The organism is Segatella maculosa DSM 19339 = JCM 15638, from assembly GCF_000382385.1.
GTDB classification, from domain to species: domain Bacteria; phylum Bacteroidota; class Bacteroidia; order Bacteroidales; family Bacteroidaceae; genus Prevotella; species Prevotella maculosa.
This window is the reverse complement of record NZ_KB908322.1, coordinates 209934-223185: the sequence shown is the minus strand read 5'-3', so window position 1 is coordinate 223185 and position 13252 is coordinate 209934. Positions and strand designations below refer to the sequence as shown.

The 13252-nt window shown below is 44.6% G+C and carries 12 protein-coding genes; all 12 read right to left on the bottom strand.

The window, feature by feature from the left end; translation table 11 throughout:
- The coding region (locus H164_RS15090) for a transposase (RefSeq protein WP_019967789.1) at nt 1-219 on the bottom strand (219 nt) is incomplete at its 3' end.
- 44 nt (nt 220-263) lie between these two features.
- Entirely contained in the window at nt 264-965 is a 702-nt protein-coding gene (locus H164_RS14430; protein ID WP_019967788.1) for an IS4 family transposase, read from the bottom strand.
- Nucleotides 966-1076: 111 nt separating this feature from the next.
- Nucleotides 1077-1589 carry a hypothetical protein gene (locus H164_RS0105995; RefSeq protein WP_008564562.1) on the bottom strand — a complete coding sequence of 171 codons (513 nt, stop codon included), beginning with the start codon at nt 1587-1589 and terminating at the stop codon, nt 1077-1079.
- Nucleotides 1590-1632: 43 nt separating this feature from the next.
- Nucleotides 1633-1884 (bottom strand): hypothetical protein, encoded by a 252-nt coding sequence (locus tag H164_RS15085; RefSeq protein ID WP_202898943.1) that lies wholly within the window; start codon nt 1882-1884, stop codon nt 1633-1635.
- 291 nt (nt 1885-2175) lie between these two features.
- Entirely contained in the window at nt 2176-2484 is a 309-nt protein-coding gene (locus tag H164_RS0105990; RefSeq protein ID WP_154652109.1) for a peptidase associated/transthyretin-like domain-containing protein, read from the bottom strand.
- 844 nt (nt 2485-3328) lie between these two features.
- Nucleotides 3329-4663 (bottom strand): DUF2130 domain-containing protein, encoded by a 1335-nt coding sequence (locus H164_RS0105975; protein WP_019967783.1) that lies wholly within the window; start codon nt 4661-4663, stop codon nt 3329-3331.
- Nucleotides 4664-5004: 341 nt separating this feature from the next.
- Nucleotides 5005-6729, bottom strand: coding sequence for a RagB/SusD family nutrient uptake outer membrane protein (locus H164_RS0105970; RefSeq protein WP_008564557.1), 1725 nt, complete (start codon nt 6727-6729; stop codon nt 5005-5007).
- A 27-nt stretch (nt 6730-6756) separates the two neighbouring features.
- Complete coding sequence (locus H164_RS0105965; RefSeq protein WP_019967781.1) at nt 6757-9747, bottom strand: SusC/RagA family TonB-linked outer membrane protein; 2991 nt, start codon at nt 9745-9747, stop codon at nt 6757-6759.
- Nucleotides 9748-10501: 754 nt separating this feature from the next.
- Nucleotides 10502-11338: a glutamate racemase gene (gene murI, locus H164_RS0105960; protein ID WP_019967780.1), complete on the bottom strand. Its 837-nt coding sequence runs from the start codon at nt 11336-11338 to the stop codon at nt 10502-10504.
- A gap of 1 nt (nt 11339) precedes the next feature.
- A complete protein-coding gene (locus H164_RS0105955) occupies nt 11340-11849 on the bottom strand; it encodes an OmpH family outer membrane protein (protein WP_025829682.1) in 510 nt (169 codons plus the stop codon).
- 11 nt (nt 11850-11860) lie between these two features.
- Entirely contained in the window at nt 11861-12193 is a 333-nt protein-coding gene (locus H164_RS0105950; RefSeq protein ID WP_019967778.1) for a hypothetical protein, read from the bottom strand.
- A gap of 18 nt (nt 12194-12211) precedes the next feature.
- Complete coding sequence (locus H164_RS0105945; protein WP_019967777.1) at nt 12212-13105, bottom strand: ATP-binding protein; 894 nt, start codon at nt 13103-13105, stop codon at nt 12212-12214.
- Nucleotides 13106-13252: the final 147 nt, after the last annotated feature.

Below are 13252 nucleotides of genomic sequence, written 5' to 3'. Positions count from 1 at the left end.
CTCAATAAATTCCTTATTCCATTTGTAGTAAGTGCTATCTGATATACCATATTTACGGCAGAGCTCGGCAATACTATGTTCGCCACGGATTCCTTCCATCACAATTAAAACCTTTTGTTCTGAAGTGAAAATTCGTTTCGTGTTACAACGGATATCCTTTAACAAGGATTCTGATGTTCTCTGCTGAGAACCTGCTGAAAAATTCTTTTTTGTTGTCATTGTGCAAATATACTTTTTTATTAATATAATTCATACTAAAACCCCTAACTTAATTGAGGTCCCAGTTGTGCACTTTTATTTGACAACGTACACTCTCTGACAACAAAGAAGGCTCCTATACGTTTGATAAGGCAAAGCTGGGCCGTGTTCATGTAGCCTCTGTCGAAGATATACAAAGCACCCTGTTCATAGGGGATTAGGTGCATCACCTTTGAATCGTGGACGTCTCCGTTTGTAATCACGAAGAAAGAAGGGATGTCCGTCTTGACATCATACAAGGTATGCATCTTAACTGCTCCCTTGTCATGATGAAGCCTGCTCCACCAGAATATCTGAAGACTGAGGGAAACCGTCGTAGAGTCAAAGGCATAGACAGAACCTTCATAGAAGGAATCTTCAGAGACACTTCCAATCCGATACTCACGAGCCTCCTGTGCAAGATAAACTGCCATCTCTTCGAAGATCCTAGCTTCGCGCTGTTCGTTAGCCTTCGAGAGATTGCTTCTTGTCACAGCCTCGCCAAATCCAAGTCTGTTAAACTTGGACTTATGCGCATTGAGTGTAGAAACGAGGTCTCTTAGGCTCTCACGCTGTGTAAGCTGTGCGAAAATCATAACCAATAAATGATTCCAGCAAGTAAACTTCTTTACGTATTTATTACCTTCATATTTCTTTACAAGCCAATCAAACTTTATTTTCGGGAGAAAGTCTGTCAACTGGCTAAAAATGTATTTACCTTGATTCATGGGTGTACTGATACTTACAGATTGTTACTTCCTGAAAAGTTAGCCAGTTCTAACCCATAGAGTCCATTTAGGGGTCTTATTTATTTATCGTTCAGCATATTATGCCATTTGTTAATCGATTTTAGTGGACACTAGTGAATGATCTTCAGCAGAATCTACGTCCCTGTATTCATACAGGCTATTACAAAAATCCTTCTTGATTACAGTCTTTCTGTCATAAAGTTTTTTTGTACGAATCTCTTCCAACGAATAGTGTGTTACCACCCAGTGCTTTATGGCATATATGTAACACGTATCGTTATTTTTAAATGAGTATGGACTAGCAAATACCATAGAATCTGGCGGTGCATAGAAAAAATTATCAATAACCACTTTTTCTCTATGTATATAAATCCAAGTTGTATCTTTTGGCATAATAGGCCTCTTGGTGTCTTTAGGATATTTACTCCAATATATCCAATTGTCAAGAGTATCCGACTCCGATAGTTCAATATAAAGAGTATCATTTGTGCAATTTCTTATACAAAATGCAGTAATTCTGTCCATAACACAAGAATAGAGTACAAATACTCCTAAAATAATAGACGCTAAAAATAGAATTTTATCAATTTTCTGTTTACTCATAAGCCTATGTATTTACTAATGGTTCTAGTAGTTCTAGCATCATTTAAAAACAAAAACCTTTCCAACCAAATTTTGCAAACTTAAGTAATGTATTAAGTTCTTTTGATGGATAGTAAAATTCCCAATTCTTTGGTGAAAGATTCTCCATTCCAAGCCATTTTGTTCCAAAGTATTGCTTTGCCAAATAGTTTGCCCAAGTCTCTGTCCAGTAAGTACTATGTGTGTGTGTACCTAATAGCCAGTCATATCCACAATTATATGCGCTTTCTTTTGCTATGACATTATAATTATCCACAAAATCTACTATCCTATACTGAATGTTTACCAGTCTACCAAATGTCCATTACGCCAAATTTTACTACTTTATAAATAGTTTGGATATATGCAATCAACTCTGTTTTTCGCACGAATGACGCTTATGCTATCACTATCAGAACACGACAATTCAATAAATAATTCGTATGTTCCTTTATTTAGTTTATCTAACGATCTTGCATAAAACTGTATGATTTTGTCAATGTAAGAAACTGAGCCGAGCGTACTACAAAAATGCAGAATCTGAAAGTGTTGTTTTATCTTTTCCATATCATTTTTCTCTTTTCAGTATTATGATTGCAATGCTATCTGTATTTATTTTCAGTTTCTGTCTGCTTTCGATAAAGCCTTTTCTTGAAAAAAGAAAGTTCATTTCACCCCGGTGCTTCCATCCTGCCATGCTGATAAATTTAAACCTTCCTGCAGAATCAGTACGAACCTTTACACCGCTACTTGTAATGATAACGCTATCTAATGGAACATTATTGGCATCTGTAACAATACCATTCAGATATATAACGCTTTCACATGAACATAAAGCAATCCCAGTCAATGCACAAAACATTATCTTTCGTATCACTCTCATATGTACCTATTCATTATATGGATTACCCACGGTATTGTACCCGTGCGACATCAGCCATTTTGCCACGCTGTTTCAGCCATTGTGCGAACCAATATCTATCATTTCACACGATAATATCAGCCACATTGGTTCGCTTCTGAAACCTTGCTCCCCCAACCGGCATGGAAGGCGAATCCCAGGAAAATGTTTTTCGATTTCGTACTGATGCAAATATACAAAATTTTGCAAGCGATTGCAAGAGTTTCGTAGATTTTTTTATAATCGAAACGGCCGGCAATGTTTTTTAAGCAAAAAAGCGGAAACGACGACGGCGGCGAAAATAAAAACCATCTTGAGAAGGAACGGCGGCGACGACAACTCTTTCTACTTCTTTTTCTTCGTCTTTCTTTTTTCTTGTTCTTTGTTCTTTAGAAACATAACCAACTGATTATCAAGCTTTCCATTTGTTAATTAATTTAAACTTTTTGTTGTTTAACATTAATTTACACGACATTTGAACAAAAAATCAGGCAAAAAATCGGTTGAAAAAACGGTGTTTTAATCTCATCGGTCATTGGCTATTGTGTCACTATCTTTTTCAAATGATCGATTGGAGATGGAGCGTCTTTTTAAATCAACTTGATCGGACGCACGAACCGTGCGTCCCTACATGGCTACTTCAGCCATATTATCGTACAATGCGGCTGATGTTCCACCGCAACAGCCGCACTCCTGACGCCATAAAGACCTGTCTTGCCCCGCATGTCCTTTTCCTTTCTCCGGAAAAACGGAGACGACTGCAGACCGCAAGGCTGCCGTTTCCAACAGACAACCCACTATTTCGCAGAAGCCCGAGGTTTTATTCCTCGTCCGTGTCCTCTTCCTGCCGACGGGCCTCATCAAACTTGGCCTTCATCGTGGGGTTGTTGTGGGTGAGTTTCTTGATTGTGAGCGCCTCGGCCTTGTTGTTGGCCAGTCGCAGATTGTTCTCACTGCCCAAGAGGGCCGATTTGATTTTCTGAAGATGCTCGATCGACTTATCGATTTCCTCAATGGCTTTTTGGAATTTCTCGCTGGCCAGCCGATAGTTGTTGGCAAACTTGTCTTTGAAATCCATGAGCCGGCTCTCGAAATTGGTGACATCGACCGACTGACTCTGTGCGATTGCCAGCTGTTGCTTATATGCCAGGCTCTTTTTGGAGGTCTGAACCAAGAGCGAAATGAGTGGCAGAAAGAATTGCGGACGAATGACATACATCTTGTCATAGCGATAAGAGACGTCTACGATGCCACCGTTGTAGAGTTCGTTATCGGGTTCCAAGAGCGAAACCAGCACGGCAAACTCGCAACCTTTCGCACGTCGGTCGCTATCCAGCTTCTTGAAAAAGTCTTCGTTCTTGTGTTTCGTGGCCGTTTCATCGGCTTCGTTTTTCATTTCAAACATAATCGACACGTATTCCGTACCATCTTCGGCATAATCGCGAAAGATAAAGTCGCCTTTCGTACCCCCCGATGCGTCGTTGTCTTTCTCAAAATAGGCGTTAGGAAGCATCGAACGCATGGTCTGATTGAACAGCGTTGCGCAATGAATCTCAAGCGTTTCGCCGATCATCTTGGTAGACATGCGTGTCTTCAAGTCTCTGTAATACTCCACCTGCTCCTGTGCAGCCTTCAGTTTTAGCTCATATTGCTCCTTGATAGCGTTCTCGTGGTTGGCCGCCTTCTGTTTGTCGAGTTCCACCGAGGCCTTCAACTGCGCAATCTCCGCCTCCCGATGCTGCAAACTGTCTTGTGCTTTGCGCTGTTCTTCCATCACCGCCATCTTCAACCGGCTGTCGTTCTCGTTGAGCGAGGCTTGCAAGGCTGCAATCTCTTGGTCTTTCTGAGCCAAAGCCAGCGAAATTTCGCCCTTTTTCTTCTCTTCCGCATGCCCGAGTTCCGTCTGCAAACGGACTATCTCGGCCTCTTTTTCCGATAACTTCTGCGCTTGCCTGCTTCGTTCTTGCTGATATTGTTGCTCAGCTTTGGCCGCAACGAGAGCCTCTTCGGCCTTATGACGTTCATGTAATTCGGCAAGACGGCAATTGATTTCGGCATCAAACTCGGCATTCTTCACTTGGTTCACGATAGAAGCATAGCCTGCTTCGTCTACCGTGAAGGCCTTATGACAATTGGGACAGATGAGTTCTTTCATTCTTTTTTCTTGATATAAATGGGTACGCCCGACTTTTTAAGTCGGCTTCCTGTGGTTTTTATGCTCCTTATAAGGTCACGACAGAAAGTATCGTGTGCACAAATTTATTAAAAAAACACCATATCCCGGCACTTGAACCTTGAAATTATGCACTGAAAAGGGATTGTCGGCCATTTGTTTCCATCAAACTGCACCGAAAAGCATGTGGGGACGCGGTGTAAAATGGGTTAAATAAGAAAACAGGTTGGGCGATATGGCAAATTACCACATGAAAAAAGGCACTCCATGAGCCTTTTGTCATTAAACAGACATCATGGAGTGCCTCGGTAAACTGACCGTTTCTATTTGGCGTAACCGGGATTTTGATGCAGGTTCTTATTCAAGTTTAGCACCTCATAAGGAATGGGATAAAGGCAAGTATAGCCTGTTTTATCCTCATTAAAATCGCCGGCAGAAGCGTTATGCCACACATTTGGATAGCGATCAATGGTGGGTTGGGTAAACGTGCAGAAGCGGATTTGGTCTTGACGACGCACCCCTTCCCATGCCAACTCTATCATGCGCTCATTGAGAATGTCGTTCAACGTGACCGAAGTCAAGGCCGTTGCACCCGCACGATGGCGTATTTGATTGACCAATGTCAATGCGCCCGACGTGTTACCCAAGCGATATTCGGCCTCGGCCTTCATCAATAAGGCATCGCCATAACGCCAAACAACAAGGTCGTTGTTGTATTGTCCCTGTGCTGCGGCCGTGGGGTCGTATTCGTATTTCTTGAATCTTGCCCCGGCACACTTCACATCATGCTTGTCAGCTGCGTTGTTGAAATCAACAACAACGGCCAAAGGACGATACTCCAAGGTTCCTCCTACACCGTCGTCTACGGTCTTTCCGCCCGTCTGCTGCGTGTATTCACGTTCCACCCAATAGTTGATTCTCAAGCGGGGGTCCTCGTTCGGCGTGTTATAACCCATGACCTTCATAGCCTGAACAGTGGCGCATGCGCCGTTCCAACCATTGAATCCGGCAGCACTTGCATGGTTATAGTGCACGGAACGAATGAGGTTATAATCCGTTATCTTATAGGTCTTGTCGTCATTCGGCCGCGTGAAAATGTTTTCGTTGGAGTTTTGGTTCTGCATGACAAAGTTGTCGCTGTAGTTTGCTGCCAAACCATAGCCCAACGCAGCCAGTTTGTCGACGCAATAAACCACGGTTTGCCACGCATTTCGGGCCGTTCCGTCGACAGTGATACTGATACCGGCTCCCATGGTTGATACATGTGCGCCGAGAGTCTCGCTTGCTTTATTCTGTTTTGACATGTCATCGCCCACGAAAGCCTTATAACTGCTGACTGATGTGGCGTCAGTGGTGTAAACAGGAGCATTGATGGCACATTTAGCCATACACATGTAGGCCACGGCTTGCGTGATCCGACCGTAATAAGTGCCCGTTTTCTGGCTGGGTTCTGCTGAAAGATGGGGAATGACGGCAGCCAGTTCGGTGGTGACAAACTTGAAAACTTCGGACCGGTTGCTTTGTTTCACGCTCCTTATGGTCTGTGAAGACGAGGTAACCAAAGGGATTTGTCCGAAGAGGTCCATGGCATAGTAATAATAAATGGCCCGCAAGGCCCGCAACTCGTCTACATATTTCTTGTAATCGGGCCGCTGTGAGATCATAGGCGTCAGCTTATCAATGGAAGAATTGCAGAGACCGATGATCTTATATATGTTCTTCCAGTTGTCGTTATAGGTATTGACCGACGAAGCGAAGTTATGTAAGAAGAAATTCTGCCACTTTCCGCCATCAACCCAGTCGCCTTGCCGGCCCGGAAGGATTGCTTCGTCGGAGGTAAACTCCTGTAAACAATGGATAGCATCGGTTCCCCCGTAGATGCCATCACCTATTGCAGCGTAAACATTGGCTACCGAATTGACGTAAGTGAGGGTGGAATTGCCAAAAGCTTCGCTTTCATTGAACTTGCTTTTAGGACTTTCGTCCAAGGAACAGCTGGCAAGAAGAGCCGTTGAAAGCAAGGATGCAATAAAAATATAATGTTTCATAATTGTATTCACTTTTAAGTTTGACATTTAGAATGTGACGCTTACATTGAAAGAGAAGGTACGTGAGAGCGGATAAAGGCGTTTATCGTCTACACCGATGGTGCCATAAGTGGTCCTTCCCTCGTCGACGCGTACCAAAGAGGTCGAGTTGATGAGCGGAGAGAGTCCTTTATAGCCGGTGAACATATACACATTGTTGACCGATAACCCTAAGTGCAGGCTCTGAATCCAGTTGGCTTTGAGCTGCTTTTTGCCGAATGTGTAGCCCAAGGTGACGTATTCAAAGTTCACATAATCGCCTTTTTCCAACCAATAATCGGAGATTTGAATATCCTTGATTCCCTTTTGGGGAGCCTCAGCCAGCACGTTATAGGTAGGAAAGTTGTTCATGTTGCTGTATGTCATGCCTGTTCCGTTATAGATTTTATGCCCGAACGCACCGTTGAACTGCATCGTCAGGTCCCAATTCTTATACTTAAACGTGAAGTCCCAGCCCAAATAAGCCTTCGGAATGGCCTGTCCGCAGACCTTCCTGTCGCCGGAATCTCCGGTATCTATCGTCTTGTTGTGGTCGAGATCAGAGATAACATACTGTCCGTTGGCGTTGATTCCCTCGCAATGAGGCAGATAGAAGACGCCGATGGGCTGTCCTTCGATGAGATAACTAACGCCGGTGTTCTGTGTCAAGCCTGCCGCATTGATCTTTGCCACGGCAATATGCTCACTTGTTGTAAGCAGTTGCCCTTTATAATAGCCGCTCAATGAATTGAGTTTGTTCTTTTGGAAGCTGAGATTCAGGCCAGAGTTGAAGGTAAAGTCCTTTGAACGGACAATATCCCCGCGGACACCGATTTCAAATCCCATGTTGGTCATCTTTCCCATATTGGCCAACAAGGTGTTATATGTGAAAGGAGGCACGGGAACCGTGTAGAGATAAAGCAGGTCTTTGGTGGTGGAAGTGTACCAATCAAGCGTCACGTTCAATCTATTTTTGAAGGCACTGAAGTCCACGCCCACGTCGAAGGTCTGCTTTACTTCCCATTTCAAATCGGGATTGTCGTTACTCAGTATTGCATAAGTGGTGGATTTGGCACCGTTAACGGTTGTAACACCGTTCGGACCATAGAGTGCTAACGACTGATAAGGCTCGATGACGTCCTGATTACCAGTCACACCGTAGCCCATTCTGACCTTGAGATTGTCTATCCATTTGACATTTTTCATGAAGTTCTCTTGTGAAACGACCCACGCAACAGATGCCGAAGGGAACCAACCCCACTTATGTCCTTTGCCGAGTTTTGACGAACCGTCGGTCCTTAAGTTCACCGTTGCGATGTATTTGTCGGCAAACATGTAGTTGAGGCGGGCCATATAGGACATCAATTTATATTCTTTCGCCTCCGAAGTCACGTCGCCCCACGACACATTCGCCCCGGATTGCATGTTGTTGTAGCCGAAATAGTTGGTATCAAACTTGAAAGCCTGCCCCATGTTCTCGAAACTCTTGTATTGTTGCCCCTCCATCAAGGCCAAAGCATCGATATGATGCTTACCAAAGTCCTTCGTATAGGTGAGCTGGAGATTGCCCATGAGGTCCGTACGTTTGATATTCTTGATGTATGCCCAGCCATTTCCGTTGATACGTCCCTGTTGAATGTCGTTGGGAACATAGCGTTTGTGGTCGAGGTTCAGCCTTGTATAACTGCCAAATGCGCTAAGGAACAAGCCGTCCAAGAGTGTATAGGTTACTTTTCCATGCACATTGAGCGAGCCCACATCGTAACGGTCCGTCACTTCCAGCTGTCCCATGGGGTTATATATCTCATTTGCGAGTCTGTCCTCGTCCCATTCGCCCGTATTTTTGTTCTTGTAAGTGGGGTAAGTGGGGTTATATGCCGCTGCAGAATAGAACATTTTCTGCGGATCATACTGCATCTTGCCGTCACGTTCACTACCGAAGATGCCCAATTCGAGCTTCAATCGCTTGTTGAAAGCATATTGCATGGCATCGAGTTTGGCTGTATAGTTCTTCATATCCGAGTTCTTGAGGGCTCCTTCACGCTGAATGAAACCCAAACTTGCACGATAATTGCCGGTATCATTGCCCGAAGAGAACGATACATTGTGGTTTTGAGTAAGTCCCACAGACCGTTCTATCTCGTCGAACCAGTTGGAGTTTCCGCCCAAATCGGTGAAGGCAATGCCCAAACGGGTTGCCGTTGCACGATAATCTGTAGCATTCAGCATCTTCAGATTCTTGTAAACGGTGTTCACACCAAAGGTCCCACTATAGTTAATGCTCGAAAATCCGTTCCTTCCCTTGGTCGTTGTCACCACAATAACGCCCGCAGCACCACGCGATCCATACTGGGCTGTCTCGGAAGCATCTTTCAATATGGTCATCGACTCAATATCTCCGGGTTGCAAGGCATTGAACATTGTCATGTCGGCAAACACACCATCAATGATGACGAGCGGGTCGTTGCCTCCCGATAACGACGAGGTTCCACGCACACGTATGCTGGTTGTCCCCATCGGGTCGCCTCCGTTCTGACTGATAACGACACCGCTCACCTTACCTTTCAGCGCATCTGACGCCGATGTCACCACGCCTTTATTCATGTCGGCCTTGCCAATGCGGTCGATTGCGCCCGAAACCGTGCGCTTGGTTCCCACGGCATAGCCCACGACAACAATCTCGTCGAGTTGCTGATGGTCCATTTCAAGAGAGACATTGACTGTGGTTTGATGCCCGACGGCCACCTCTTTGTTCCTATATCCGATATAGGAAAAGACCAACGTGGCATTGTTTTTCACGTCGGAGAGCACATAATGGCCGTTAATATCGGTGACGGTACCGCCTTGAACGCCCTTCACTTGCACCGTGGCCCCTATCAATGGCTCGCCCGAAGCATCTTTAACACTTCCTTGAACGACAGACTGTGCATGCGAATAAGCAGCACAAACGATGCTGAAAAGCAACAGCAACGTGCGTCTTGCAATGTTTTTACTGTTCATGAAAATTAAATTTAGATTGGTTTAATAGTATTTAGATTGACAAATAGGTCTTACATGGATTTCCTATAGCCCGGAGTTGCGCTTGTGAAGTGCCTGACAGGTGTTCGTATTAACATGGTTTGACTGCATCAAATATACAATTTTAAGAAACACTATCATACATTAAAAGACGAAAATTAACACTATTTAGTGCAAAGGTGTGCAAAAGACGAAGGCTGAAAAGCTGCAGATTAGTCTGTCTCCCCGCCTTAGACAGCGTCAATTCTCCACATATTGAAGGCCACAAACAACAAACCGACGACACGGGAATAACCGCATCGCGCCGCACAGCACATCACGCTGTTTGATAATTGCATGCATTCGGAAACTTTGTTTCAGTCCTATTGTCGCGCAATACGGGTGAGATTGCACGGCGAAGTGGTCGGGTTAGAAATGCAGGGACGCACAGTTCGGGCGTCTGACCAAAGTGAACCGACAAGTATATATACCTGTTTATTGAAGCGGACGAACGAACCGGGCGTTCCTACATGTGCTCAACTGATTCTCGGTGTCGGCCCTATTGACAATCAACAACTTACACATTGCATTCCAATCTCAGCCATTTTACCGTGCTAAATGGGCCTTTTCACCGTGCAAAATGGGTGATATTAGGCGATGAAATGGCTGATATTGAATTACGATAGGAGTGATATTGATTTCCGAAAAGGGGAAATCAGTATTCTCAGGCTATGAAAGCGGGAGGCAAGAGGGCTTGTCACAGCTCCACATGCTCCACTTTCACCTTCTCATGCAGGAAGATGCGGGCACTTTCCTCAAAGCGTTCGGGACTCTCGGTCGTGAAATAACAGCACGAACCGCCACGGGTGAGCTTCGCTTCGATGTCCGTATGACGTTCGAGATAGGCCTGAAGACTGCCCGCAACATACTCACCTTGCGGAATAATGCGCACGCCCGGGCGCACGTATTTCACGATTTTGGGCATCAGAAGGGGGTAATGTGTGCAACCCAGAATGATGGAATCGATGTCGGGATCGCGCCGCATAAGCTCGTCTATGCGCTTCTTGACGAAGTAATCGGCACCGGGACTGTCGGCCTCGTTGTACTCAACCAGCGGCACCCAGAACGGACATGCCACGCCCGTTACCTTGATCTTGGGCCACAGTTTGCGGATTTCAAGGTCGTAGCTGTGGCTCTTCACGGTGCCTTCGGTGGCCAAAAGGCCCACGTGGTTATTCTTTGTGAGCGTGCCAATAACCTCTGCCGTGGGACGAATCACACCCAAAACGCGGCGTGAAGTGTCCAGTTCGGGCAGGTCGTTGCGCTGAATGCTGCGCAGAGCCTTAGCCGAAGCGGTGTTGCAACCGAGGATAACAAGGTGGCAACCCATCTCGAAAAGCTTCATCACGGCCTGCCGGGTGAACTGATAAACCACGTCGAACGAGCGCGTACCATAGGGTGCACGGGCGTTGTCTCCCAAGTAAACGTAATCATACATGGGCAACAATTGGCGGATACCATGCAGGATGGTCAGTCCACCATAGCCCGAATCGAACACGCCGATGGGGCCGGGTAGCTTGGGAAATGGCGTCATTTTACTTCCTTACTGCATCTTTCACCAAGGCATTGATGTCCTCACCGACGGCATTATTGACGTAGGGAACGGCATCATTGTCGGTGTTGAGAATGAAAGCATAGCCGCGGTCGGCACCTATCCGTGCCACAATGGCACGCAAACGTACCTTCAATGAGGCCTTACTGTCGGCCTCGGCCTGTGCCAACAGCCGTTGTGATTCGGTCTTGAAAGCCACGTTTTTCTCCATCATCTCTTGCAGTTCGGCTTGCCGTTTCTGCAATATCGACGGAGCAAAGTCGCGCTGTCCGTCAAGAAACTGCTCGTATTTCTTGTTGAATTCGTCCTCAACGCGCTTGCCTTCTTCGGCATATTTGGCCCGAAGGTCGGCCATATTGCGCTCGGCAACCGCATAGGCGGGCATGGCTTTCAATGCTTCTGAAAAGCTGAAATAGCCGTATTTCAAAGGTGTTTGCGCATTGGCAGAGAGCGTCAGTGCCGTGAATGCGAGCAACAGGAATAGCTTTTTCATTATTGTTTTCATTATATTGTTTGTAAAAAATCCACGAATTTATCTATGGAAGTCATATCTTGGATTACCGTATGGTCTGCTTTCCTTTCTCTCTTTTTCTTTCTTCCTTCCCATACCACCTGCATCATCTTACTTACTTCTTCAGATTGATTGCAAAAGTGTACCTGTTTGTAGTCGTATTGAAGGTTATAGAGTTCATCGGCAAATGAACGGGAAATGAAAGTTATGTCTTTCATGTCTAAACACACTTCTCCTTTATTCTCCATACGCTCCTTGATAGCGCAAATAGAGGCTCTGGAGCGTATCTCCTTACCTAAAATCTTCTGAACTTCGATGATGTCCATATCCAATCCTTTCTTAATTTATTCAACAAAATGATAGAAATTAAAATCTTGTGAGGCTTTTAATGGAATCCGAACTAAAATAATAGTTCCATTCCACCGATAAGCTTCAGGTATATTAACGATATTAATTCCTTGTTCATTGTGCCTATAAAAGGCTGTTCCTGAGAGCATGAAGAAAGCTCCTCCTAACCCATCAACAACCATTTCCCTAGATTTTGATATTCCATAGCCTCGGTTTTCGGCCTCAGGTCTATCTTTTGTGGAATACCCTTCATTGGCAATCTTGATGGCAAATGCCTCGTCTAAGCCTATGATATCAAGATATTTCTTTGTATTAACGTAGCTACCATAAATGGTTCTTCCACTATCACCTATCACTATGAGGAGATCTCTTTTGACACGTTGACAAAATATATAACCATATTCACTGCCGGAATGTTCTCCTATATTATCAACGAGTTCACTTAACAGGTGGGAAATAGGGGTCCTCATATTTTTATCCACTCGTGACTGCCTTTCTATGACACGTTGAAGTATTTCTTGTATTCTGTTTATATCAGTTCCCTTACATTTGAATTTTACAATAGGAATATAACTTTTCTCAAGATACTTGTTCAATTCTCCACTTTTAATGCCTGATGCATCATAAATTTCTTTGAAACAAATATTCGTAAAATATTTCTCAAGTTCAGGCTCCATGTTGCTACATCTCACTTCTTTGTTGCAAATATCTTTATAAATTGCAAGTGGCGCAAGGAAAAATGGATGCAGGAACAAATCATTTTTAAAATCCCAATTAAGGGTTTCAGACTCAATCAATTCTGATTCCCTTATGATAGCAAAGAGACTGTTGAAGACACTCCCTATTCTGTCATCTCTAGAGACATTGGGTATGAATATATTCTTTGTCATTCTTATAATCTGCGAATATACTATCTTTTATTTACTCTTCCAAGTTTTATAATCGTTTATTTGGTTTGAAATTAAAAGAATGTTGAATGACGGGGGAGCGAAGCCCCTGTAAAGTGCAAAGAGGGACGGAAAAGAATTCCGCCCCCA